The sequence below is a fragment of the Brevibacillus sp. RS1.1 genome, from assembly GCF_013284365.1.
GTDB classification, from domain to species: Bacteria; Bacillota; Bacilli; order Brevibacillales; family Brevibacillaceae; genus Brevibacillus; species Brevibacillus brevis_D.
In genome coordinates, this window is sequence record NZ_JABSVA010000001.1 from 819323 (window position 1) to 843540 (window position 24218).

24 protein-coding genes and 1 other annotated feature are annotated in these 24218 nt (G+C 47.4%); of the genes, 9 read left to right on the top strand and 15 right to left on the bottom strand.

Annotated elements, in window-relative coordinates:
• Window positions 1–50: 50 nt before the first annotated feature.
• From HP570_RS03745 to HP570_RS03770, 6 genes are all read right to left on the bottom strand, one after another.
• Complete coding sequence (locus HP570_RS03745; protein ID WP_173624931.1) at window positions 51–842, bottom strand: DUF4247 domain-containing protein; 792 nt, start codon at window positions 840–842, stop codon at window positions 51–53.
• Between the two features lie 17 nt (window positions 843–859).
• A complete protein-coding gene (locus HP570_RS03750; RefSeq protein ID WP_015892052.1) occupies window positions 860–1366 on the bottom strand; it encodes a DUF4178 domain-containing protein in 507 nt (168 codons plus the stop codon).
• Window positions 1367–1391: 25 nt separating this feature from the next.
• The gene (locus HP570_RS03755) at window positions 1392–1796 is read right to left on the bottom strand and encodes a DUF350 domain-containing protein (RefSeq protein WP_015892053.1); all 405 of its coding nucleotides are present in this window, start codon (window positions 1794–1796) and stop codon (window positions 1392–1394) included.
• A gap of 66 nt (window positions 1797–1862) precedes the next feature.
• The gene (locus HP570_RS03760) at window positions 1863–2528 is read right to left on the bottom strand and encodes a PspA/IM30 family protein (RefSeq protein WP_015892054.1); all 666 of its coding nucleotides are present in this window, start codon (window positions 2526–2528) and stop codon (window positions 1863–1865) included.
• 124 nt (window positions 2529–2652) lie between these two features.
• Window positions 2653–4908: a type IA DNA topoisomerase gene (locus HP570_RS03765; protein WP_173624932.1), complete on the bottom strand. Its 2256-nt coding sequence runs from the start codon at window positions 4906–4908 to the stop codon at window positions 2653–2655.
• Between the two features lie 85 nt (window positions 4909–4993).
• Window positions 4994–6127 carry a DUF2515 domain-containing protein gene (locus HP570_RS03770; protein ID WP_173624933.1) on the bottom strand — a complete coding sequence of 378 codons (1134 nt, stop codon included), beginning with the start codon at window positions 6125–6127 and terminating at the stop codon, window positions 4994–4996.
• On the opposite strand from HP570_RS03770, the gene shc reads away from it, so the two are divergent.
• The gene (gene shc / locus HP570_RS03775) at window positions 6100–8082 is read left to right on the top strand and encodes a squalene--hopene cyclase (protein WP_173624934.1); all 1983 of its coding nucleotides are present in this window, start codon (window positions 6100–6102) and stop codon (window positions 8080–8082) included. The genes HP570_RS03770 and shc overlap by 28 nt on opposite strands.
• A gap of 9 nt (window positions 8083–8091) precedes the next feature.
• Here the strand turns inward: shc and HP570_RS03780 are convergent, their stop codons facing one another.
• Window positions 8092–8289, bottom strand: coding sequence for a hypothetical protein (locus HP570_RS03780; RefSeq protein WP_015892063.1), 198 nt, complete (start codon window positions 8287–8289; stop codon window positions 8092–8094).
• 145 nt (window positions 8290–8434) lie between these two features.
• Here HP570_RS03780 and HP570_RS03785 point away from each other — a divergent pair, with 145 nt between their 5' ends.
• The 6 genes from HP570_RS03785 to HP570_RS03810 are packed head-to-tail and all read left to right on the top strand — an operon-like array spanning window position 8435 to window position 10401.
• The gene (locus HP570_RS03785; RefSeq protein ID WP_015892064.1) at window positions 8435–8686 is read left to right on the top strand and encodes a spore germination protein; all 252 of its coding nucleotides are present in this window, start codon (window positions 8435–8437) and stop codon (window positions 8684–8686) included.
• Window positions 8683–8937, top strand: coding sequence for a spore germination protein GerPB (locus HP570_RS03790; RefSeq protein WP_015892065.1), 255 nt, complete (start codon window positions 8683–8685; stop codon window positions 8935–8937). Before HP570_RS03785 ends, HP570_RS03790 begins: the two co-directional genes overlap by 4 nt.
• A 35-nt stretch (window positions 8938–8972) precedes the next feature.
• Window positions 8973–9587: a spore germination protein GerPC gene (gene gerPC, locus HP570_RS03795; protein WP_173624935.1), complete on the top strand. Its 615-nt coding sequence runs from the start codon at window positions 8973–8975 to the stop codon at window positions 9585–9587.
• A 2-nt stretch (window positions 9588–9589) separates the two neighbouring features.
• Window positions 9590–9775, top strand: a complete 186-nt coding sequence (locus tag HP570_RS03800) for a hypothetical protein (RefSeq protein ID WP_015892067.1) — start codon at window positions 9590–9592, stop codon at window positions 9773–9775.
• A 14-nt stretch (window positions 9776–9789) separates the two neighbouring features.
• Window positions 9790–10182 (top strand): spore germination protein GerPE, encoded by a 393-nt coding sequence (locus tag HP570_RS03805; RefSeq protein WP_173624936.1) that lies wholly within the window; start codon window positions 9790–9792, stop codon window positions 10180–10182.
• A 3-nt stretch (window positions 10183–10185) separates the two neighbouring features.
• Window positions 10186–10401 carry a spore germination protein gene (locus HP570_RS03810; protein ID WP_015892069.1) on the top strand — a complete coding sequence of 72 codons (216 nt, stop codon included), beginning with the start codon at window positions 10186–10188 and terminating at the stop codon, window positions 10399–10401.
• Window positions 10402–10487: 86 nt separating this feature from the next.
• On the opposite strand, the gene ppsA is transcribed toward HP570_RS03810, so the two are convergent.
• The 3 genes from ppsA to HP570_RS03825 form a co-directional block, all read right to left on the bottom strand.
• Window positions 10488–13103, bottom strand: a complete 2616-nt coding sequence (gene ppsA / locus HP570_RS03815; protein WP_173624937.1) for a phosphoenolpyruvate synthase — start codon at window positions 13101–13103, stop codon at window positions 10488–10490.
• Between the two features lie 209 nt (window positions 13104–13312).
• Window positions 13313–13909 carry an Hsp20/alpha crystallin family protein gene (locus HP570_RS03820; RefSeq protein ID WP_041749522.1) on the bottom strand — a complete coding sequence of 199 codons (597 nt, stop codon included), beginning with the start codon at window positions 13907–13909 and terminating at the stop codon, window positions 13313–13315.
• A gap of 85 nt (window positions 13910–13994) precedes the next feature.
• Window positions 13995–15350 carry an LCP family protein gene (locus HP570_RS03825; protein ID WP_173624938.1) on the bottom strand — a complete coding sequence of 452 codons (1356 nt, stop codon included), beginning with the start codon at window positions 15348–15350 and terminating at the stop codon, window positions 13995–13997.
• Between the two features lie 237 nt (window positions 15351–15587).
• On the opposite strand from HP570_RS03825, the gene HP570_RS03830 reads away from it, so the two are divergent.
• Both HP570_RS03830 and HP570_RS03835 read left to right on the top strand, forming a co-directional pair.
• Window positions 15588–16517 carry an NAD(P)/FAD-dependent oxidoreductase gene (locus HP570_RS03830; RefSeq protein WP_173624939.1) on the top strand — a complete coding sequence of 310 codons (930 nt, stop codon included), beginning with the start codon at window positions 15588–15590 and terminating at the stop codon, window positions 16515–16517.
• 14 nt (window positions 16518–16531) lie between these two features.
• The gene (locus HP570_RS03835) at window positions 16532–17005 is read left to right on the top strand and encodes an NUDIX domain-containing protein (RefSeq protein WP_173624940.1); all 474 of its coding nucleotides are present in this window, start codon (window positions 16532–16534) and stop codon (window positions 17003–17005) included.
• 74 nt (window positions 17006–17079) lie between these two features.
• On the opposite strand, the gene HP570_RS03840 is transcribed toward HP570_RS03835, so the two are convergent.
• The 5 genes from HP570_RS03840 to HP570_RS03860 form a co-directional block, all read right to left on the bottom strand.
• Window positions 17080–18453: an MFS transporter gene (locus HP570_RS03840; protein ID WP_142496463.1), complete on the bottom strand. Its 1374-nt coding sequence runs from the start codon at window positions 18451–18453 to the stop codon at window positions 17080–17082.
• A gap of 15 nt (window positions 18454–18468) precedes the next feature.
• Window positions 18469–19620, bottom strand: a complete 1152-nt coding sequence (locus HP570_RS03845) for a mandelate racemase/muconate lactonizing enzyme family protein (RefSeq protein ID WP_173624941.1) — start codon at window positions 19618–19620, stop codon at window positions 18469–18471.
• Complete coding sequence (locus tag HP570_RS03850) at window positions 19607–20380, bottom strand: TraR/DksA C4-type zinc finger protein (protein ID WP_015892077.1); 774 nt, start codon at window positions 20378–20380, stop codon at window positions 19607–19609. Before HP570_RS03850 ends, HP570_RS03845 begins: the two co-directional genes overlap by 14 nt.
• Window positions 20381–20485: 105 nt before the next feature.
• Window positions 20486–23263, bottom strand: a complete 2778-nt coding sequence (gene ileS, locus HP570_RS03855; protein WP_173624942.1) for an isoleucine--tRNA ligase — start codon at window positions 23261–23263, stop codon at window positions 20486–20488.
• Window positions 23264–23309: 46 nt separating this feature from the next.
• Window positions 23310–23577, bottom strand: a binding site (T-box leader).
• 65 nt (window positions 23578–23642) lie between these two features.
• A complete protein-coding gene (locus HP570_RS03860) occupies window positions 23643–24134 on the bottom strand; it encodes a DivIVA domain-containing protein (protein ID WP_007717747.1) in 492 nt (163 codons plus the stop codon).
• Between the last annotated feature and the right edge of the window lie 84 nt (window positions 24135–24218).

Below are 24218 nucleotides of genomic sequence, written 5' to 3' on the forward strand. Positions count from 1 at the left end.
CGAGCTATCAAAATCGTTTGGGGGTGTTCGTTTCTCTCTTGTTTTTACAGTTATCGGCGTTTTGTAATCCGCCCAGAGCCCCCCACCTTCGTTCGTGGGGGCGATTTACTTTTCGGTGGGGAAAAGCTCGAACGTTTGGAAGAGAAAGAGTCACTCGAATTCGACGATTGACTGCTGGAAGAACGAATAATTTTGCCTGAACTACCGCTGGAAGATGAATCCGCCTTCTTCTTAAAAATGCTGCCGTCAGAACCTACCGTACCATCCGAGTTCTTCGCATTACCCCGTTTGAAAATACTGCCCGTACCCTCTTTGGTAATCGGCGGCGCTACTTTCTTGTCCTCGATTGTAGGCACGCGATACGTACCGGAAGGCTTGTATATGTCCTTGCTAGAGTAGCCACGATAGCTGCCCTTTGTACTTTTCTTAAGTCCGTCGAACAAATCATCCAGTACACTGGCTACAATATATCCCTGCAAAAACGAAGAATCGTAATTTTGCCGGACGTACTCTTTGCTGTCGACCTCGATCAACGTATCTGTCGGCTTGGCAGCGTCTTGCTGCAAATGGTAGATCTCGTCCGGATAAATGAGGAACATATGCTGCGGATCTTCTTTGGAGATTTCATCTGGCGTATTCTGTTCCGCCAGCTCCGAGGCTACTTCCGGTACAGTCTTGTCTTCCGCACGGTAGATGCGTGACGACTGTCCATTGTCCTTGGTGGAGACAGATTCAAGCGGATATGTCTCGCCAACCCCAGGGCTGCCACAACCCGCTAACGTAAGGAGGAACAACGCCGGAATCAGTAGGAGCTTGATTGATTTCATCCATGGATTTGGCATGTACTTGTCCCTCCTCTCTATGTGCCGCGCAATACCTGCACGTCCGCTGGTAGAACACTTTCTCCCTCATAGAGCATGAAACGGCCATCCTGCCACTCGATCCGCAGCAATTGGCGTTGATCCGATTGGAATTGCCAGATGTACTGCTCCCCTGATGTGTGAAACGGCGCTTTTCCCACAGTCTGGACGGCGCCATTATATTGCTCCTCCAAATGGTAGGTGACATCATCCATCTCGATTGTGGTCGGTACCTCGTCTATTGAATCCAGTCGTCCATCAATAACGCTATACAGCTGATAGACGATCTTCTCCCGTTCTTCGATATACAGGTAGCGAATGGTCGTTCCATCCTGCAAGGTAAGCATCGTGGCTTTGCGACTCGCATTGCTCGCCTTCCCGATTACTTGATACGTAACGAGCGATACATCGACCACATCACCTGGTCCCACCGTCAGGATGCTCTTCTCCGGTGCAGGAGGCTCATGCTTGGCAAAAATGTTTTGGATTCGCTTCATCAAACTCATGCTGTACTCCCTTCCCTTTCACGTCTTACAGACATGCAGCCAAAATCAAGGCACCCACGAGATGGAATGAACCAGCCATCATGGCATGTGCCACCTTTCCTTCCTGCGTCCCTTTTTCCAGATCCAGTCCGGTTACTTGCTTTAACAGCCATTCCACGATTCTTTCCAAAAGGAATAAAATAATAAAGGAGACCACAGAAAAGAGCAGAGCTGTCCACAATGAGTTGGAGGTAATGATAGATTGCGATAAGATGTATCCTTGCGCAAACAGCTTCATAACAAAACGCGTCGTGACCGCGATGTTTCCATTTTTGATTTCCGTGATGTCCTTGTATTTCGTAAACAACGAATCGATCCACATCAAAACAAAAAGCAAAATGCCGCCGGCTCCTGTCCAAACCAGCATCCCTAGTATTTCTGTCCACGTCAAAGCGAATCACTCCACTTTCATCAAAGTGTATAAGGTCTGAAAAAAAGGGAAACCGCTTGAAGCGGTTTACCCCTCATATTTTTTCAACAGAGCAGCCAGTTCGTCCTCAACGGCTTGATCCTTATTCAACTTCGCAATTTCATCATCTAAAGAGCTCTGCTTTTTGTAAATCTCGCCGCTGGCTTCTGCTTCTGCTTCCATTTGCAGTGCTTTTTCTTCCATGCGTTTCAAGCCAGACATAGCCGAGTTCGTGTCGAAGCTACCCATCGCCTGATTAATCGTCTTTTGCGCTTTGGCTGCATTGACGCGGGCAACCAATGTCTCACGCTTGTTTTTCAGTTCGGTAATCTGTTTTTTCATCTCAGCCAGCTTCTCGCGTAATCCATCGGCTGCCAGCTTGTTTTTCTCGTAGCTGTCCTTGTATTCGTTCATTTTTTGCTCGGCAGCTTTCTTTTCTTCCAGAGCCCGTCGAGCCAGATCAATGTTCTGTGCTTGTGCTGCGATGTGAGCTTGCTCATCACGCTTTTTCACCAAGGCTTCCTGTTCTTCATACAGCACCTTGAATTTCTTTTCCAATGCAATTTGAGCGGCAACCGCTTTCTCTGCTTCACTCAAGTCTTCTTGCATATCACGCAAATACTGGTCTGTCATTTTGATTGGATCTTCTGCTTTCTCAATCAAAGCGTACAAATTGGACATGGTCAAATCACGCAGTCTTTTAAAAATGGACATGGATTATTCCTCCTTAAGTACGTGCTAGGTAGTTCGGCCTGAATTTGCCGTCCCCGTTATACATGTATTTACGATGGTTACGCAAGTAAGTTTCAACAATTTATTTTTTTATTGGCTTACTTTCCTACTCGAAAGTAAGCTCGCCCGATTCTACACTTTTCAAAATAAGTTTTGCTTGAAATGGTGTTCCATCCTGACGCTCAAGCTTCATTTTACCCGTTTTGCCTTTTTCAATGAGTGCTTTAATCTGTGTATCCGTCAGCATACGCCCGTAATTCTCTTTCCATATAACGAATTTACAGCCCACGTTGTAATTCGAACATCCGTAACCTTTGCGTCCCATGAAAATGGAGCCTCCGCAACCCGGTCGCGGACATTTGGTGATGATACTCGAAGTTGTAGTAGCGGTCTTTGCTGCGCTTCGAGTTGAAGCCCTTGTTGTGGCAGTACTGCCACCTGATTTACCTGTACTGCGCCCGCCAGCTCGTCCTCTTGTTTTCGAAGATCCTTTTTGCGTGGTACTCTCACTCTCAAACAAGGTCTTTTCAGCACGAGATTGTACGCGAACCTTTTCTACGATCATCGTAGCGAATTTCTTCACATTCTCCATAAATTGCCCGTCGGCGGCGGTTCCTCGGGAGATCTCATTTAAGCGACGCTCCCAATGCCCCGTCATTTCAGGAGAGGTTAAAAGTTCGATACCTGCTCCCCTAATCAATTCGATAACGGTACGGCCTTTTAGCGTAAGTTGAACCTTTTTCCCCTGCATCTCAACGTATCCGACCTTTTTCAACCGTTCGATGGTGGCGGCACGAGTTGCCGGGGTTCCCAGACCAGATTCCTTCATCGCATCACGCAATTCCTCGTCCTCGATTTGCTTGCCTGCGCTTTCCATGGCCTTTAGAAGCGTTCCTTCCGTAAAATGCTTGGGCGGCTGCGTTTCTTTTTCCTTTACCATCGCATCCGAGCATACTACGCTGGCATCGGATTGAATGATAAAAGGCTCGTTCACTTCAATCTCTTCTTTATCCTCTTCTTCTTTGGCCGTACCTTTTCCATTCTTGGGCTTTTCCTTCTGCTGGTCGGCATAAATAATCTTCCAACCGAGACTTTTCCGTTCTTTCACCGACGTTCTGAAAAACTCATTTTCCACATCGGTTATGACCGTATGCATCTTATATTCTGCTGGCGGATAAAACTGCGACAGAAAGCGGCGAACGATCAAATCATATAACTTCTGCTCATCTGGCGTAAGCCCTGAAGCCTTACGATTTGTCGGCAGGATAGCATGGTGGTCATCTACCTTTGCCGGATTACATATAAATTTGTTGCCTTTATGAACCAAACTACGGTTTGCACCCTTTACCAGAGCGTCATATCCAGTGCCTTGCAAGGACGACAGGGTGTTGTGCATTTCAGGAATATTTTGCTCTGTCACATAGTTGGAATTCGTTCTCGGATAAGAAATCACCTTGTGTTTTTCATACAGCGCCTGTGCTATATCCAAGGTTTTCTTGGCGGAAAAACCGTATTTGCCATTGGCCTCACGTTGCAGCAATGTCAGGTCATACAACTTGAATGGATACTCCTTGGTATCCTTTACTTCGTAGGAGGCGATCCGCCCTTGTTTTCCTTTCACTTTACGAGCCAACATTTCTGCTTTAGCTGGATCGGTTAAGCGATCACCTTGCCAAAGACCCTTGTACATCCTCTCCCCCTGCGAAAAATGCCCTTCTACTTGAAAAAACGTAACCGATGAGAAAGCCTCAATCTGCTTCTGTCGATCATAAATGAGCGCAAGGACAGGGGTCTGTACTCGTCCTACAGAGAGGAGCACGTTATGTTTGGTCGTAAATGCACGTGAGCCATTCATCCCGATTAGCCAATCCGCTTCACTACGAGCTTTTGCTGCCCTCGTTAAGTTTTCATAGGCTGCGGCATCCTTCATCTCTGCGAATCCTTTCCTGATCGTTTCAGGGGTCAAGTCCGAGATCCACAGTCTTTTAACGGGTTGCGTCAATTTTAGATGTCGCTGAATGAGGGAAAAGATGTGTTGGCCTTCCCTCCCGGCATCGCATGCATTAACCAGCAGATTGCTTCGTTTGGCCAACTGCCCGATTATTTTTAGCTGGTCGATTGTTTTCCGATTGGGTACTAGCTTAAACGGCTCGGGAATGATAGGAAGATCATTGATATTCCACTTTTTATATTTTTGGTCGTACGCCTCCGGTTCTGCCAGTTCAATTAAGTGCCCGATTGCCCACGTAATGATATATTTTTCACCTTCTAAATAGGTGCGGTTATTTTTCGCTTTAGGATCTATTGCGGCAGCAATATTTCGTCCCATGTCAGGTTTCTCCGCAATAATTAGTGTCTTCAAATGATAATCGCTCCTTCTAAAACTCTCTAAGCAACGCGCCGAGGATCGGTCTAGCGTTCTGGATTCCTCTCTATTTTACTACAAGTTAGCCAAGTAATCTCGTCCTGGCTGCGACAGCCCACTCGATTTTTGCCAACGCCTGGCAATGCGCCTCACTCATCTCTGCTGTAAATGCTGTCTCCTCCACTCGCGTCAGCACATGCCATACATCGCTCTTGTTTTTGTACCAATCTAACGCCTTTGGCGGCTCATGGTGGATAGGTCTCCAAACTTGACGCAGCGTTGGGGAAAACAGCCGCTTTGCCCCTTGGCGCAGCTGACAGTTCGTTAGCTTTACCTGATAAGACGTACCAGGAACTGTATCATTCACATCGTGAAAAAGATGCGGCCAATAATCTTTTCGCGAACCTGTGTGTGGCTGTTGCAATGCCCAAGCGTACGCTGCCTCCTGCCTATTCGCACCACCGAACAGCAGACTGTACAACCTTTTTCCCAAGCGGATTCTCTCTGGTAAGGAGGCAAAATGAAACACTCGCTCACCGGCGAGCTGCAAGGAGCTGCCCTGCTCATCGACCACTTTCCGCTGGGGAAACAAGATCAAATTCAGTTGCAAAAGCTCCTGCAGGGCAAACGGGATTGTGCGGACAACAGAATTTTGATAGGCCGGGTCTTTCATGACCAGTTCTTCCAAATAGTTTTGTTCATTGATGATCAAAGCAATGGCGAGCAGCTCTTTATCTGTGGTCTTCCAAAAATGATTCCAGATCGCCTGCATGAACGTAGAGACGCCCAGATGGGGCAGTAAATAAAAAAGGTTGGTCTGTTGCCTGACACTCTCTTCATACAGTAACAATTGAGGGTACGCATCGTGAAAAATCAACCAGTTTCCCCGCTCCAAAAACGAAAAATAATCCTGCTGCTCTTTTGTTCGAAGCAAGCGAGGTAATAATTCTCCCCGCAAATCAGTCATACTCCATCCCGCATTGCGCGATACGAGATGTGCCAATAGCGCCCAGTGAACCTGTGGATGCTTTTGATAAAACGACAAATAGGCGCGCGTTCTGTCTATGTTGTCACGGTTGTGGGCGTCTGTCTCCTGTTTGATCTGCTCTACCGTTTTTTGATCCTGTGCTGGCAATGGTGCTGTCGCCGTACGGACTTTCCCCAGATTCATGGCAAGCGGCAGACGTGATGCGTATTGGTACCACGACAAACCCATCGATGCCCTTCCCCCTCTCTTCCTCAGGCGCCGTATTTTATCGGGAGGTGAATGAGTTGCGTGAAGTCCAGCAAGAAATCAACCGCATTCAAGCCTTTTTGTTACAGCGCCAACAAGAGGATGGCACATGGCGCTTTTGTCTGGAAAGCTCACCGATGACAGATTCTCACATGATCATCCTATTGCGTACGCTGGGTATTCATGATGAACGTTTGGTGGAGAAGCTCACGACTCACATCACGTCTCTTCAACACGATAATGGGGCATGGAAGCTGTATCCCGACGAGCAGGAAGGCCATCTGTCTACGACGATTGATTCGTATTACGCTCTGCTGTTATCAGGCAAATATACGAAGAACAAACCCAGAATGGCTCTGGCTCGCTCGTTTATTTTGGAAAAGGGTGGGCTGACACAAGCAAACATGCTGACCAAATTTGCTACAGCCTTGACTGGCCAATACCAGTGGCCCTCGCATTTTCTCGTTCCCGTCGAGATTGCTCTCTTCCCCCCGAGCTTCCCTGTCAGCTTTTACGATTTTGTCGGGTACGCACGTGTCCATCTTGCCCCCATGATGATTGTGTCTGATCGCAACTATGTAAAAAAGCCTGACAATGCACCAGACTTGTCCGATCTATACGCAGATACACCGATCTCTCGCGGTCTATATCCGCATCGATTCCTAGAGAATTTTCTCAAAGAGGGACAATCGTTTCTCGCCACCATCCACGATTCCTTGCAGCAGCTCCCCTTTTTACCCGGACAACTACACAAGCTTGCTTTACGTCGTCTGGAACAATATATCCTGGCGCGAATCGAGCCGGACGGTACGCTGTACAATTATTCGACCTCTACCTTTTTCATGATATTTGCGCTACTTGCACGGGGGTTTTCTCCGAAAGACCCACTGATCCAAAAAGCGATGCAAGGGCTTACGGGTAGTGTCTATGATTATGAAAACGGTGCACACTTGCAGCTAGCTACTTCAGCCGTCTGGGACACGGCGCTCTTGACTTTTTCGCTGCAAAAAAGCGGACTTACTCCCACGCATCCCGCGATTCAAAAAGCAAACCGCTACCTTCTCCGAAAACAGCAGCATACGTACGGTGACTGGAAAATTCGCAATCCAAATGGAAAGCCTGGCGGTTGGGGCTTTTCTGATTACAACACCATGAACCCGGATATTGATGATACGACGGCTGCGCTGCGCTCTCTACGCCTGCTGGCCCGTACGGATGTGACAGCAGCAGCCGCTTGGAAACGCGGTCTCGAATGGCTATTATCCATGCAAAACGACGATGGAGGCTGGCCTGCTTTTGAACGAAATACAGATGCTGATTTCATTCGCCACTTGCCTATCGAAGGAGCTGATACCGTCAGTACAGATCCGTCCTCTGCAGATTTGACAGGGAGGACCTTAGAATTCCTCGGAAACTATGCCGGACGAACATTGACTGACCTGCACGTAGAAAAAGGAGTCCGCTGGCTTCTCAAGCATCAAGAGTCAGACGGCTCCTGGTATGGACGTTGGGGAATTGCTTACCTATATGGTACTTGGGCTGCCATTACCGGGCTGATGGCGGTTGGCTTCTCCCCTACTGAACCCGCCATCCAAAAAGCGGTGGCGTGGCTGGTTGCCAACCAAAATCCCGACGGCGGCTGGGGGGAATCTTGCCAAAGTGACCTAAAGAAAACGTACGTCCCCCTCGGAGCAAGCACTCCCTCGCAGACAGCATGGGCAATCGATGCACTGATAGCCGTGTCATCCAAGCCGACGGCAGAGCTGCAACGAGGAATTCGCTATTTGCTCACTCACAATCAAGCAAATGACTGGACGACACGCTACCCAACTGGCGGGGGTCGCCCTGGCGGCACTTACTTTGCTTATCACAGCTATCGCTGGATTTGGCCGTTGCTGGCTCTCAGCCACTATCAGGCTAAATACGCGAACACGTAAAAACCACTGCTACCCTCTTCGCAAACCAAGGTCTAACGGCCGGATAGGAACCTGGGGTGAATAAATCACGGCGTGTAGCGGCGTATCAAAAATAGTGTAGCAGGACAGGACATCGGTGTCCCCAATCAGCACAATCGACGACTGAGAAACCCCACCAAAGCTGAAATCACCGACGTCTATTTTTTTATTCGTCACCTTCATATTCATGCAACTTTTTCTCCTTTTCCTAAAACTCGCCTATCCATACATCATATGCTGCTCGCACTGGTTCGGTCGCAAAAACAGGTATGAACACCCAATGGCCTACGACATACAATACAGAGAGGATCTCTCCCAAAAGGATGTGCCGAACATGCCAGCATTCGTTGGAGTCATCAATGTAAACAACGTGAGCGGCGTTTTCAATGTCGGAGACGTCCGTAAAATCGCACCTACCAGCTACACAAAAACCTTCGCGGGTGGAGGATCATTTAATTCCGGTACGAATTTGTCCTTCAAAATTCCACGTAGCGTCGTCTACGTCAATGATCAATCGGATAATGACATTCCTCTTTTTGTAGAAGAAACGAATGATTACCGGGCAAAGGGACGAGATTTCGCATGAACTTTTTTGTCACGCAGCATATCGTAATCAACTCACTTAAGATCGATGGCATTACCAACTCCTCTGTGTGCCAGATCGGAAGTGCAGGTATTATCAAGCCATTATCCAAGCTCTACAATACAGGGGGATTTACAGAACCAGCACCACCAGCAGGACCTCTTCCACAAGCTGTTTCGGAGGAGTTCGTTCCACTGGTCCCGTTGGTAGAGCCGTCACGCATTACCCCACGTATGTCCCTACGGCGTCGCTAAATACGCTTTATGCTGGCTGAAGAAGGATGATCGTCATGTACATGGAACACGAAATGATGCAATATATTCAACAGCTACATGACTATATACAATCGCAAAACAAAAAGATCGAACATATGAGGCAGATGCTTGAACAACTGCAACAAGATGTCAATGACCTCAAGGAAAGGCAGATTCCTCCCGTCATTAAAAATGAATACAAATTCGACTTGCTCAAGGTTGAACGTCTCGAAGGGACTCTCAATATCGGATTAAATCCAAAAGGAAATGATTCTGGGATCGGTGATTTCTCCATCAATCAGTCAATGGACATCCCTGATCCTCACCAAACCAGCGCTCCTCTTTTTGACCGTGTACAAAATGAGATTTATCAATATTTGGAGGGCGATGCCTACCTCGTTTTAGAAAAAATTGAAACGGAGTGCAATTACCCACTTGACCAAAATTATCGAGCGTTTATTTTAGATGATATTAAAAAGCAGATTGATCAACGCATCAAGCATTACCTAAACGATCTTCCTACTGATGAGCTGGAACCGGAGCAGCACGACATTTTCGTGCAAACGATCGTTCAAAAAGTGAAACGCGATATCGATAAAACATGCGAAACGTTTGTAAAAAATTTGCCGCGTGAGGTGAACGAACCTTGATCATGTATCAGGTGATTAACGAAGCCATTTGCGTGAAGCGAGTCACCATTGAAGCTCTCTCCTCTGCCGCCTCTTTATTTATCGGAGACACCCAGACGGTGAACCTCCGATCGATTTATGAAACGCCGCCTGAAAAAATGATTGTAGGTGCCACTATTCCCGTTGATACGGCAATTCCTGCTCCGTAAGGACGTTGGTCACCATGTGCCGGAGAACCAGTCATATCCACAAGGTAGATGTCCTCTCAGGAGATGCCTCATCGGTTCTGCAAGTAGGTGATTCCCAGTGCCTTGATGCTGTTTCCAATATTTTGGCGGTCCAGCGTGAAAAGGCCATCTTTTACGAAAACGAATTTATGTTCGAGGATTACTCTGCCTTCTCCATTCCTTTAGTCGCACCCAGCCCGACTGAACCGATTTGCATCGATACGTTCCATGACTGTCCTTACATTTTTGTTCGAAATGTGCGGGTCCCTTTCTTAGCTGCTGCCTCTGTTGTCCACATCGGTTCAAACGAGTCTATTTCATTAGAAACACGTGTGGTAAACATTCGCCACCTGTTCCGTGAAGAACCATATACTGGGGGGAGGAGATAGCCTTTGCCTTCTGTCATTGGAGCTGTCAATATCAATAACAATTCAGGTACCGTTAACTTCGGAGACACCCTCAACATATCGCCAAAAACAGCCGCCAAGACATTCTCCGGTTCAGGAGGCGGCAACACAGGTAACGTCGTAAATACGCTCAATGGCGTCAACGCAACCAATACTGTGGACTCCAATCTCGTCGATCAGCCATTGTTTGGGAACATCTAATCCTTGCAGTGTTAATGTTTTTTCATTGACACTGTTTTTATTTTTGCTAAAAAACGAAACAAAAAAGGAGGCACAAGGCCCCCTGACTACAATATTTCAATATACCCTTCTGTTCCATGCACGCGAATTCGTTGTCCGTCTTTTATCAGAGTGGTAGCCTTTTCCACGCCAACAACAGCTGGTAAGCCATATTCACGCGCGATAACTGCTCCATGTGTCATCAGTCCACCGACTTCGGTGACTAGACCTTTTATCGATACAAACAATGGTGTCCAGCCAGGATCAGTAAAGGCGGTGACTAATATATCGCCATCTTCTAAATCAGCATCTTCCATATTTAAGATGACGCGTGCTCGCCCCTCTATGACTCCGGTTGAAACAGGTAGACCTACAAGCGCATTAGCTGGCAGATTTTCTCGCTTGTACTCACCAGCAATAATTTCACCATCAGACGTGATTACACGTGGGGGAGTCAGTTTTTCAAAAAACTTGTACTCGTCTTTTCGTTTGTTGATGATCTGATCATCCAATTTGTCTGTGCGTACGACCTCATGAAGTTCTTCAAAAGTGAGATAGTATATATCGTCTTTTTCATGAATGACCTTTGTTTGTACGAGTTGTTCAGCTTCTTTCAGTAAAGCCTGCTTATAAACGAAGTAGCGATTCATCATGCTGTACTTTGGATATTCTCGATAGCCGATGAAATTCCGGATGAGGTCCATCATTTGTTTGGTTTCTTTTGCTTTTTGTTCACCATCCGGTAATTGCATGAGTCGCGCTAATAGCTCTTGTTCTTTTTCCAAAGCTTCCTGTTGTCCTTGCTCGAATTTCCGCTTGCCAGCATTCGGTTCAAAGTTTTTGATGTTACCTAGAATCATGGGGACAAGCATGATTGGTTTTTCACTCCAACGGGTTTTCGTTATATCGATTTCTCCGGAACATCGCATCCCGTATCTCGTAAGATACGCATAGATTGCGTCTTGCGTCTCCTGTCCACCTTCAAACTGAACCAGTTCATGTAAAAAGTTATCATCTTTTACATGCTGTAAAAAATCAATGACTTCTGGATAAGGACGAACGATATCCGCAACATCCATGAGCGCCAGACCCATTTCCGAAGTAATATTGTTTGCCACAGATTGAGTAAGCGTGTCTGCTACGTTTTTTTCCCCCAACCACATGTTCATGTTTTCATTGATCCATTTTGAAGCATTCATAGCAGCCGTAATCACACCAATGTTTTGTGGATCAAATATAATCTTCTTTAATTGCTGGATGTCTTCTCGAATAAAATCAAATAAATCCGACCCTGATTTCGTTTGGATGTTATGCTTTACCTCTTCAATCGATTTTTGACTGCGCTTAATCAAATCAGAAACAATTGTCGGATCGTTTTCGAATTGTTCTTGAAAACCCAAAGCCGACATACCATTATTGCTTGTACTGGGATTCTGTTCATTTGTATCATTTGGGGACGATTGTATAAAATCGCCTCGCTCTATGACGGTCATCAGTGCGTCTTTGATAAGCGGATCGGATTGTCCCAGGGTATCTAGTATGGTTTGTCTGCTGTCAGGTGAAGCCAACATTTTTGTAACATCAACAAACAACCTTCCCCCCGCTTTACTCATGGGTGCAGAAGTCGTTAACAAGAAAAGAGACAGTCCTAATGGTTTCATAGGGTCGGTCATCATTTGTTGATGGCCAACAGATACATAGACGTGATTTTCTTGATCATTCGCTTCAGGGATCGGGTATAAAGTCGTGATCGGCCGACTCTGGACAATATAAAAGGTGTCATCAACCAAACACCATTCGATATCTTGCGGGGACCCAAAATAAGCTTCGATCTGTCTTCCAATGCGTGCCAGTTGTAAAATTTGTTCATCGGCTAGTGTTTGCGTCTTTTGCTGATCAGGATCGATCTGCTGTGTCTCTGTTCCGCCTTCTTTTCGTCCATAGATAGCCAATTTTTTGGTTGCTATCCGCTTATCGACGATTTCTGCTTCCTGCACTTTATAACAATCAGCAGATACCAGGCCAGAGACCAGTGCCTCTCCAAGTCCAAAACTGGCATCGATGGATAGCAACTTCCGGTTGGATGTAATGGGATCAGCGGTAAATAAAATCCCCGAAGCCTGTGGAAAAACCATCTTTTGAACGATAACCGATAAATAAACGTGACTGTGGTCAAATCCATTTTGCATACGGTAGATGACTGCGCGATCCGTAAAGAGAGAAGCCCAGCATTTGCTGATGTGCTGCAAGATTGCTTCTTTGCCGATGATATTTAAATAGGTGTCTTGTTGACCAGCAAAAGAGGCATGTGGTAAATCTTCAGCTGTCGCACTAGAACGCACTGCATAAGCATGCTCCTCTCCAAATTGGGAGAGATAGTGAGTAACGGCTTTCACAACATCGGAAGGAATCTCTGCTTCCATAATACTCTCTCGAATCTTCCTGCTGATTTCTCCAACTTGTTCTCGGTCTTGTACTGTTAACATGGTTAGTTGATCCAACAATGCATGATACATGTCGTTTGATTCGACCATCTTTTGATATCCCACTGTTGTCACGCAAAATCCCTCTGGTACTTGTATTCCTTGAATTTTTGATAATTCCCCTAAATGTAACCCTTTTCCGCCAACGAGCAAAAGCTGCGTCTTTTTCATTTCCTGAAAACCGAGAACCAAAGAACTCATTCAATATCTCCCCTAACCATTCAAATGAGAAAAAACATTTGACAAGAGTTCAGCAGCATGATACGATGATGATATAAGATGCAATAACTACGATCTCATATACAATAACAGTCGTGAACCGATTATATCATCGCGTCTGTTTATGTGCAATAAAAAGAACCTGGCGGAAAAATCCAGGTTCTTTTTTGATGTTTCGACTACACCTGCTGTTACAAGCTCGCCTTAAATGTTGTTTTTCCTTCGTTCGCAGCCCTACCACGCATCAAATAGATTTCTAACAATCCGTCCTGATATTGGGCCCTCATCCCTTTTGAACTGACGGAAACCGGAAGAGCCAGCTTTCGATAAAAGGGACCGTAGCTTCTTTCCCCTTGTGTACGAAGCCCCTGGTGCTCATTCCCCTTGATGATCCCCTTGACCTCCAACCACCGTTGCTCGGAGAGAGTAATCTCCAGACTATCGCGATCGAAGCCCGGCAGTTCACAGGAAACAATGACCATTTGCTCTGATTGGAAGATATCCGAGACTGGGGAAAAATGCGAATCGTCAGCCTGCACGAATCGCATCGGTTTTTCCTTCGTCTTTTTTTTTCTCTTTTTCACGGGTGGTACAGTTGGCGCGGCGTCGGCGGCCGTTTTTTGTGCAGCTTGTTTATTAAGCGTCGCGATATTCTCCCAAAAGTTTGTATCCAGCACCTGTCCCATCTGGCTCAATGCTTTCCACGGGTGATCTGGGTTAAAACCGAGCTTGGACAAACTTTCGGATGCTTTTTGCAACTGCTTCATGGTCTCTTGCAGATTTTTCATCACGTACACACTCCCCTTCCCAGCAGAGGCAAGACAGTCTATGTATGATAGAATATGTGCTTTTGCCTGGGGGGTGTGCTCAAGATCATCCAGTTTGCCCGATGTCAGCACTATCTGTCGCCGGTGCAGGCGGAGCCAAAATATCTGGTGGCGGCATATTACTATCCGTCGGCCCAGGATTGAGTTCGCCATTGCCATCTGGAACAGTCGGTGGTGTTACAGGCTCCTGTTTCGGTTCTGGATTAGGTTTTGGTGTTGTCGCTGGTTTTGATGTTTTTGGCTGTTCTTTTGTCCCTGTTGTAGACTTAGAATTTGAAGCTGGCGTTCTCTTCTCCGCTTTCATTTCGACCTTTGCTACTTCTGCTACAGCTGCATCACTGAGCTGTTCGCCCGGTCCGGTTACACCCACTTCTGTTTGCAGGGCAGTTCGGACCGCTTGCATGTTCTCCCTCGGCCACAAGGAATAAGGAGAACTCCAGATCGCCCCATTATTCAAAGTAACCATATTGCTTGACGAAAAGCTGGCAAAATCGAGTGCCAATCCTTTTATTTGGTCTTTCGAGAGATCGGTTTTGATATGCTGACCAACGGTATCCAGTACAACTGTCAAACTCGATAATCCATCCATCGACATGCTCTTTTCTGCCACGGCACGAATCACCTGCTGCTGTCTGCGGTTGCGATCGAAGTCGCTGGAGTTGTAAGCGTCTCCACGTCTGTCGATGCGATGACGGACGAAGCCGAGTGCCTGCTCGCCGTTCAATAATTGTTTCCCTTTTTTCAAATTGCGGTATACACCTTGCTTCGGCAATTCGTATACGAGATCGCGATCTACGTCAACCGTAATGCCACCTAGCTTGTCAATGACCGCTGTGAAGCCTTCGAAATCAAGCTGTACATAATGCTCAACCGAGATCCCCAGCATGTGATTCAACGTTTTTTTGAGCATCGTCATGCCATTTTCTGTGACAGGCTTCCCTTTGAATTCTGCATCTTTCCTAATATTTTCCCCTAATGCAAATACTTCATTGACCTTGTGATAGCCTGGATAGCCTGGGATTTGAACGCGGGTATCACGGGGCAACGAAACCATGCTCAGCTTTTGCGTAACCGGATTGGCGACTGCAACGATAAGGACATCTGTGTTCAACATGCCGATGTTTTTGCGCGTATCCACCCCGACGATGACAAAAGCGATTGATTTCTTTTGCTCGTACGGCTTCTCTACAGCGGGTTGATCCGGCAGCTTGTAAGGGTCTACCGTTACGACGTCCAGGGTCTTGTCTAACTGGTTGAGGGTGAGGCCTGCTCCTACGGCCAACAAACAGAGGAATAAGCAACCCGCCAAGAGCAGATACATCCGCTTGCTTCGCTGGCCACGCTTCATCCGTTTACGCGGCTGTTTTGCAGGAGCTTGAGGCTTGTCATTCTTGGCTTGCACGTTCGGTTCACTCCTTTTTCGTATCACGGGGTCCATAGTGCTTTGGGCTTTTCATTTTTCAATATATTCTGGAAAACTTCCGTCTCATTTTACCACAATCTTCCGTTAAAATGTAGAATCCTGCCGATTCAACTCGAGCGGTTTTCCCTCTGAGTTCTTGCACTTGCGAATCGAAACAGGTAGTCTAAAACTGAGGAAAATCGGATAGATGAATAAGGGAATCGGAGGGACTAGAGAGTGGAACACATACAGGTGCTGATCGCAGGTGGCGGCATCGCAGGGTTGTCCGCAGCAATATGGTGCCAACGATTAGGTCTTTCTTGTCTTCTTATCGAAAAAACAGATAGACTCGGCGGCCAACTGCATCACATATACAACGAGATTACCGACTTTCCGCCCCTTGTATATGACCAGGGAGCTGCCCTTGTAAAGGTACTGATCGAACATCCTTTCATCCAGCAGCAAAACATACGATTCAACGAGACCATTCTTTCCATTGATCAGGAAACGAAACAGGTGACCACTTCAAAATCCGTTTATCGTGTCGACTATTTACTCATTGCTACAGGCGTTGGTTGGAATGAAATCCCGACCCTAGCTGGTTGTCCGAGCGTCCTGTCGCCTTGGTTTTCTACAACTGCCCAAGCGCACACCATCGCCGGGCAAGATATCGCTGTTATTGGCGGAGGAGATCGTGCGTTAGAGAGTGCTGCGAATTTGAGTTTGCATGCCCGACAGGTGTATCTGTTGGTTCGGAGCAAGAAGTGGCGTGCTCGGCCGGAGTGGCAAAAGAAAATCACAGGCCTCCCCAACATTCAAGTCCTGTGGGAAACACAAGTTAACGACTATCAGGACGAAGAGGCACGGACTGTTTTGTCACTCACCTCTACGCGAGAAGGTAATCCGGAGACGATCGTAGTCGATTGGATTCTGCCACGAATTGGCGTTCATGGAAACACAGCTGGTCTCAAAGGCTTGGACACGTTTGGCGATGAGTATTTGCAAACCGATTCGTATCACCGAGTCAACTCTCCATGGATATACGCAATCGGAGACGTGAGCAACGGAGCCGCTTATGCGAGTTTGTCTCTAGCAGTTGGTCAAGCGATGAAGGCGGTCAAACATCTTTCCTTGCAAATCCAAAACACGAAATCAATGAGCCTGTAGAAGGAGAGCATTGCATGTACGCTTTTAACGACGATTTCGGCTTACCTGTCAAGCTAACCTTTTCCCCAGAAGAATATCGTAACCACCAAGCCGGTCACGTGCTGATCTTTGCTTTTTATCAAGGTAAGCTGTTATTTACGCGCCATCGTAAACGCGGTGTGGAGCTACCAGGGGGAAAAGTAGAACCGGGTGAAAACAGCCTGGCAGCGGCAGTTCGTGAGGTCTATGAAGAAACTGGCGCTATTCTGGAAGGGATTGAGCGCATCGGACAGTACACCATCGACGACTCGATGCGAAAAGACATTTATATCGCCAAGGTAGCGCATTATACAAACCAGCCAAGTGGCTCCGATGTGCTTGCCACCATTGTGTTTGCGGATATCCCGCGGGATGTAAAAGCCAATCAGGAGTTTAGTCGCATTTTGCAAGATGATGTGTATCCGCTTGCACTCGAACGAGCTTTGCGTCATCCGTTCGCTGAGTCCTAGCCATCATAAACAGGCTTGTCCCTACCGCTCTCCGACATTGTATTCGGTGAGACTGACCGGCAGAGACAGCCTGTTTATTGTTTTTCCTTTTCCTTCTTTCCCGACAACACTCGCTTGACGAGCTCATTTGGGTCAAAACCATACCTTTCGATGGCTCTCTCACGTTGTTCCTCATGTACCGTTTCCGGTTCAATTCCCAATACCTCTGATAGTTGCCGCCACGCTTTCGTCTCGCTGTCTTTTGTCCCCTGTCCTTGCTGCTCGACCTGCTTGGGCTTCAAGAAAAAGATCGCAACTACTGCGAAAACGAGCGATAAACCTGCGATTGATAGAAACATGACCGTTCGGGAAATTCCGAGCAACCAGGTAAAAATAGGCGGGCCAATCGCAACACCGATAAAACGGACACCGCTATACAAAGAAGTAATCATGCCCCGCTCTGTTTTTTGTACGGCCCCAACGATCATGGAGTTCAAGCACGGTAAAATCATCCCTGTCCCTACGCTGCCGATGACCAAAATGCCAATCAGGATATAAGCCCCTTGGACAAAGCTGGCCAGAACGTAAGACGTAGCCAACAAAAACATGCCGATTATCACAAACAGACGCATCAGCTTCAGCTTCTTTTTAATGATGATTCCTGTCACGTATGCCGCTATACTCATTATGAGCAAGGGAATGGCCAAAAAGAAGCCTTTGATGACACCATCAATCTTGTATTTTTCCTCCAATAAATCAGAGAGGTAAAACAGTACACCAAACAACGTGAACAAGCAGATGCTCCCTATAAAAAACGCGGGGACAAGCCATTTTCCATGCTGCTTGAACACTTGCGCGATTGAATGCATGTACTGCTTGACGGGGAGCGGCTTCTTCTCCTGTTTCTTTTCCTTGGTCAAAAATAAAAACATCAGGAGGACGACCCCACAAATAATCGGAAAAGCTAAAAAGACCATGTACCAAGAAATGAGAGCTAGCAAGGAGCCAATAATCGGACTTAATACTTTTCCCATCCCATTGGATGTCTCCAAGAGCCCCAATGCCCTACTCTCCGATGCGCCATCGAACAAATCCCCTACCAATGCCATCGCGATGGGGGCTGTTCCGGCGGCACCGATCCCTTGCAGAACACGCCCCCCCATGATGGCCATATAAGGTTGATCGATCCACAACGCGGCAAGCCCTGCGACCAATCCACCCAAACCATACAGGGCAAGGGAGAGGATAATGACAATTTTCCTCCCAAATCGATCCGACAAATAGCCGGCAAAAGGGATAACAATACCTGCTGCAATCGAAAAAGCGGTGATCAACAAGCTCGACTGTAAGGAAGTGAGCTTCATTTCCGTTTTCATTGTAGGCAGTACAGGGATCAGCATCGAGTTGCCCAGCACCATAACTAATGGAACCCCGACAAGCCCAATTAGGTTTTTCGCATTTTGTGCCATACGAAACTCCTTGTCTTACGCATAAGCGCTACCGTCCCAGCGCAACGCGTTAATAATCTCCCAGTCAGGTTCAACACCTATTCCCACGCCACTGGGTAGCGTCACTTCGCCATTTATGGGTCGCAGCGGAAACAATTGTGTAAAGGGGTTCTCCATCACATCCCATTCCACAGGCTCAATGGGATGGCTATCCATCTTGGTCCATGCTAACAAGCAAGCTTGTGCAAATAACGTATACAATCGTGCCAGCGAGCCATCAAAGGAATGCGGAGACACGCGATAACCAAACTGACGGGCCATTTGCAAATGTGTTCGATAATCGTCAATGCCCCCTGTATGCATCAGGTCAGGCTGTGCAATATCGATGGCCCCCTCCTTATACAAGGGCAAAAACTGTGTGCAACGGATCAAGTTTTCTCCGCCAGCAAGCGGAATGGATAATGACGAACGAAGCTTGACATATTCGTTTGTACGATCCATAGGCATCGGCTCCTCCAGCCAAAGCCAATTGCCATAACGGGAAAAAAGCCCTGCCCACTTCCTTGCAGTCGCACAGTCGTAGCTCTGATTGGCATCTATTGCTACTTGAACTTTTTCGGGAAGGATTTTCATCAGTTTTTCAATGTGCGTCTGATCCTCTTGAACAGAGCGGCCGCCAATTTTTACTTTCACCATCTTGAAGCCATCGTCGACTTGCTGGCTGACTTGCTTCCATGACTGTTGCATCCAGTCTTCTGTTTCACGGTAGGATTGGAGGGAGGCATATACCGGGATACCAGAATGAATCTGCCCTCCCCACAGTTGGCACACAGTTAACCCGGCCGCTTTCGCCAAAATTTCCGTAAAGGCCATACTGACACCTGAAGCCGATCGCTGATGCCACTTTCCTATGACATCGACAATGGCTACTCTGTCATCCACCTGCTTCCCGAGCAAGTACGGAATAATGCGCTCACTAAAGCCCTTGTGGAGCGTCGGCAGCCAATCGATAATTTCTCCCCAGCCATCTATTCCAGCCCGTGTGATAATCCGAATGAGATAACTCGTTCGATAACGCTTATACCCATTCGCATCACCGTAAGCTTGCGATAAACGATGAAGAAGCGGATACGTTTCCACGCGCTCAATTTGTAAGTCTGCGATCGCTACCTGATCACGAATAGTCATCCATGCCCTCTCGCTCTGCTTGCTCTCCCTCATAATCGTCATAGGAGAGGAAGTTTCCTTTTCCTTCTCCTTTTCTCATGTACTCCTCATACGTCCCGCTTCTCATAAAATGCACACTGTCCGGTCCGTGATAGCCCTCAATATCGGTATAACCGATCTCCTCTACGGCTTCTACAAAACCATCCGGCTCATTGCTCTCGATATACATTTCGTCGTAATCCGTTTTGTCGGGTCCCTGGTACGAAAATGGCGTGCTGGATGTCCCCCATGACTCGACAATTTGCCAAGCATCCTCACCGTCGAATCCGTTTTGTCCTTCTTTTTCATCTAAAGACGTACGTCCGAATGGTGGCTGCAAAAACTCCTCTTCAATCGGGCGCGACTCATTGACTATTGGCGCTGGTGCGTGCTCCTTGCACGTTTGTGACTGTGGCAATGCTTCCAGTCGCTCCACAGGTATTTGCTCTCCACAGACGGTACACAGGCCGTAGGTGCCTTCCTCCATACGCTGTAGCGCTTGATCAATCTCTTTTAACGTCTCACGATCGAGACTGTCTAGAGCCAAATCTTTTTCCCGTTCAAACATCTCGCTGCCGATATCTGCCGGATGATTATCGTACATGGAGAATTCCTGCAAAGAGGTTGTCATCGGTTCTCTCATGCCATAATGGTCCTGTACGCGGTCTTCCAGTTCTTTTTTCTGTTCCAGCAGCTTTTCCCGGAAGCTGGCCACCATCTTTTGGTCCACGCTGTACACCACCTTTGTTTGGTTTCCTCAACAGGTAGTATGTCTTGGTCCCGAAGGAAATATGACCAGCAAAAAACCTGCCACCCCCAAAGGGAATGACAGGTTGATCAACCGATTTTATTCTGTTACATGTGCGTAATGTTGTTCGACCACATCAGCACAACGTACGCAGAGCGACGCGTGCGACTCGCGAGTGCCAACATCAGGTTTTACTACGCGGCAACGCTCGCATTTTCCACCGTCTGCGGCAGAGACCACAGCAGCAATTCCTTCGAGTTGTACTGCTTCTGCCGGAGCAGACCCGCTGTGTACATCCACGTGAGCCACGATGAACAGGTCAGCGAGATCGTCCATTGCTGCCAATGTTTTCGCAACTTCTTCCGTTTGTGGGTACAGAGCCAGCTTCGCATCAACGGAGTTACCGAACACCTTGTTGCGGCGCGCTTCTTCCATGGCTTTGAGAACCTCGTCACGGATCGCCAGGAACGCATCCCATTTGCTCTCTGCTTCTGCTGCAAAGCTGAGATGTTGTTCGTCGCCTTCTGGCATATCTGTCAACTGCACACTCTTCTCTTCCACGCCTGGAATGAACGCCCACACCTCATCTGCTGTATGCGGCAAGAGTGGAGCAACCAGCTTCACCAGACTGAGCAAGCAATCGTACATCACTGTCTGTGCAGCACGTCGTTTCAGACTGTCTGGTGCTTCTACATACAGGCGATCCTTGCAAATATCCAGATAGAACGCCGACAAATCAATCACGCAGAAGTTGTGAACCGCATGGAAAACGGTATGGAACTGATATTCATCGTACGCTTTGCGTGTACGCTTCGCGACTTTTGCCGCTTTCGCCAGAACATAACGATCCAGCTCTCCCAGCTCTTCGTACGCTACGCGGTCTGTTGCTGGATTAAATCCATCCAGGTTACCCAACAGGAAGCGGAACGTATTGCGGATTTTGCGGTACACCTCAGCGATCTGGTTCAGAATCGCATCGGAAATGCGCACGTCAGCCTGATAATCTACAGAAGCTACCCACAGACGCAAGATATCTGCGCCCATCTTGTCAATCACTTGTTGAGGCACGATGACGTTACCAAGGGATTTGGACATCTTGCGTCCTTCTCCATCCAATGCAAAGCCGTGGCTCAGGACGGATTTGTAAGGAGCTGTGCCATGCACAGCAACCCCTGTTGAGAGAGAAGAGTTAAACCAGCCACGATACTGGTCAGAGCCTTCCAGATACATGTCAGCTGGCCAAGCAATGCCTCTTTCGCGCAAAACAGCCTGGTGGCTGGAACCGGAGTCGAACCAAACGTCCATAATATCCGTTTCTTTGCGGAATTCGTTGCAATCGCATTTGGTGCAAGAAAGCCCTTCTGGAACGAGCTCATTTGCTTCACGGGAGAACCATACTTTCGATCCTTCTTTGCGGAACAGATCAGCAACATGGTTGATCGTCGTGTCGTTAATGATCGGTTCGTTACATGCTTTGCAATAGAAGATTGGAATCGGTACACCCCAGACACGCTGACGGGAAATGCACCAGTCGCCACGATCCGCAATCATGTTAGCCAGACGAGTTTCTCCCCAATGCGGAATCCATTTTACATTTTTAATCGCTTCGAGCATTTGCGTACGGAATCCGTCGATCGATGCGAACCATTGCTCTGTCGCGCGATAAATAACCGGTTTTTTCGTACGCCAGTCATGTGGGTAAGAGTGCGTGAAGAAACTGAGCTTCAAGAGTGCTCCGTTTTCTTTCAGCTTTTCGGTAATCACTTTGTTGGCATCTTCATAGAATAGACCTTCAAAGCCTGGTGCTTCATTGGTCATTTTACCTTCGTGATCTACCGGGCAAAGGACACCCAAATTGTATTTTTGACCAACGTTAAAGTCATCTTCCCCGTGTCCTGGAGCAGTATGAACGCAACCAGTACCTGCATCCAGGGTTACGTGCTCACCCAGGATGAGTGGAGACTTGCGATCGTAGAATGGATGCTGCGTTTCTACACCCTCCAGCTCTTGACCTTTAAAGGTCGCAAGAATCTCTACGCCTTCCCAGCCAATTTCTTTGCTCGCAGCTTCAATCAGACCGTTGGCTACCAGGAATTTGCGGCCATCTACCTTCACGACGTTGTACTCGAGTTCTGGGTGCAAGCTGATCGCGAGGTTTGCTGGCAATGTCCACGGAGTCGTTGTCCAGATCACAACACCTGTTTCTGTGTCCAGCTTGCCTTTTCCATCTGCGACTTGGAAGCTGACGTAAATAGAAGGAGAACGCTTGTCTTTGTATTCGATTTCTGCGTCAGCCAGAGCCGTCTCAGAAGACGGAGACCAGTATACGCAGCGCAGACCTTTGTAAATATAGCCCTTCTTCGCCATTTCACCGAATACGCGAATTTGGTTGGCTTCATACTCAGGCAGCAGTGTTACATAAGGGTTTTCCCAATCTCCGCGAACGCCCAGACGCTTGAATTGATCGCGTTGCTTGTCGATATAGGACCAAGCATATTCTTCACAGCGCTGGCGGAAATCGTTCACTTCGATGCTACGACGATCCAGCCCTTGTGCATTGATAATCGCTTGCTCAATCGGCAAACCATGTGTATCCCAGCCTGGGATGTACGGCGCATAAAAGCCTGCCATTGATTTATAGCGAACGATGAAGTCCTTGAGGATTTTGTTCAGTGCGTGACCAATATGAATGTCTCCATTCGCATATGGAGGGCCATCATGCAAGACAAAAGACGGGCGGTCTTTTGTACGATCCAACACTTGTTGGTAAATATTTTGCTCTTCCCATACCGCTTGCATCTGTGGCTCGCGGCTTGGCAAATTTCCACGCATAGGGAAATCGGTTTTTGGTAGCGCTAAAGTTTTGCTGTAATCCATGGCCTGATTCACTCCTTAAATAAATAAAAGCCTTCACTCATCCCCTAAAAGGGACGAGAGAAAGCTCCCGTGGTACCACCCTGATTGAACAAACCCGTACGACAAAAAAGCCTGCATCGGATTCGTTCCACTTCACTCATTCGTAACGGGAATGACGCGCTCACTTACTCACCTGTTCAACCATCAAGGTTCACCGGTTTTCGGATGTTGAACTCCCGGGTGATTTTCTGCGAAAGCAACTGGCCGGGTTTTCACCTTTTCCCGACTCTCTAGGCAGTGCTGGCTCACGTACTCTTCCCGTTCATCGTCAATGATTTGTGATTTATTTCAAAAAAGTTGTCTTTCATTATAATACCATCATTGCTCGAACGTCAATGATTTATTCAACTGTTACAGGAGAATCAACCTGTGGCTGTTCGATGCTGTCCCAGTCGCCATTCTCCAGCATTTCCAGTTGCGCTTCCAAAAGCGTCCGAAAGCGCATACGGTAAACCGAAGCACGTTTTTTTAATTCTTCGATTTCGATTGCGATTTTGCGCGACTTCGCCAATGCTTCATTGACGATTCGGTCTGCATTTTTCTCCGCTTCTTTTAGGATGAGCTGCGCTTCCTTGCGGGCATTCGACTTCACATCCTCTGCTGTCTCCTGCGCCACCAGAATCGACTTGCTCAAATTTTCTTCCAAACTCTTATAGTAATCTACGCGCTCATTTAGAATGGCTACGCGCTCTTCCTGTTCTTTTTTCTCTTTTATCAAGAGCTCAAAATCTTTGATCACCTGATCGAGAAATTCGTTCACTTCGTCAATGTTATACCCACGAAAGCCTGTGCTGAATTCCTTATTGTGTATATCCAACGGCGTTAATGGCACATGAACCCCCCACTTTTCCCGATAATTCGTCTCTAATCATTTCGACAGGATTAGCAGTGTTTCCTGCCGTATTTTACAATTTTT

Coding starts and splice junctions, on each gene's coding strand:
- HP570_RS03745 (WP_173624931.1), bottom strand. CDS start 842: ATGCCAAATCCATGGATGAAATCAATCAAGCTCCTACTGATTCCGGCG.
- HP570_RS03750 (WP_015892052.1), bottom strand. CDS start 1,366: ATGAGTTTGATGAAGCGAATCCAAAACATTTTTGCCAAGCATGAGCCT.
- HP570_RS03760 (WP_015892054.1), bottom strand. CDS start 2,528: ATGTCCATTTTTAAAAGACTGCGTGATTTGACCATGTCCAATTTGTAC.
- shc (WP_173624934.1), top strand. CDS start 6,100: ATGCGTATTGGTACCACGACAAACCCATCGATGCCCTTCCCCCTCTCT.
- HP570_RS03770 (WP_173624933.1), bottom strand. CDS start 6,127: ATGGGTTTGTCGTGGTACCAATACGCATCACGTCTGCCGCTTGCCATG.
- HP570_RS03780 (WP_015892063.1), bottom strand. CDS start 8,289: ATGAATATGAAGGTGACGAATAAAAAAATAGACGTCGGTGATTTCAGC.
- HP570_RS03785 (WP_015892064.1), top strand. CDS start 8,435: ATGCCAGCATTCGTTGGAGTCATCAATGTAAACAACGTGAGCGGCGTT.
- HP570_RS03790 (WP_015892065.1), top strand. CDS start 8,683: ATGAACTTTTTTGTCACGCAGCATATCGTAATCAACTCACTTAAGATC.
- gerPC (WP_173624935.1), top strand. CDS start 8,973: ATGTACATGGAACACGAAATGATGCAATATATTCAACAGCTACATGAC.
- HP570_RS03800 (WP_015892067.1), top strand. CDS start 9,590: ATGTATCAGGTGATTAACGAAGCCATTTGCGTGAAGCGAGTCACCATT.
- HP570_RS03805 (WP_173624936.1), top strand. CDS start 9,790: ATGTGCCGGAGAACCAGTCATATCCACAAGGTAGATGTCCTCTCAGGA.
- ppsA (WP_173624937.1), bottom strand. CDS start 13,103: ATGAGTTCTTTGGTTCTCGGTTTTCAGGAAATGAAAAAGACGCAGCTT.
- HP570_RS03820 (WP_041749522.1), bottom strand. CDS start 13,909: ATGAAAAATCTGCAAGAGACCATGAAGCAGTTGCAAAAAGCATCCGAA.
- HP570_RS03835 (WP_173624940.1), top strand. CDS start 16,532: ATGTACGCTTTTAACGACGATTTCGGCTTACCTGTCAAGCTAACCTTT.
- HP570_RS03840 (WP_142496463.1), bottom strand. CDS start 18,453: ATGGCACAAAATGCGAAAAACCTAATTGGGCTTGTCGGGGTTCCATTA.
- HP570_RS03845 (WP_173624941.1), bottom strand. CDS start 19,620: ATGACTATTCGTGATCAGGTAGCGATCGCAGACTTACAAATTGAGCGC.
- ileS (WP_173624942.1), bottom strand. CDS start 23,263: ATGGATTACAGCAAAACTTTAGCGCTACCAAAAACCGATTTCCCTATG.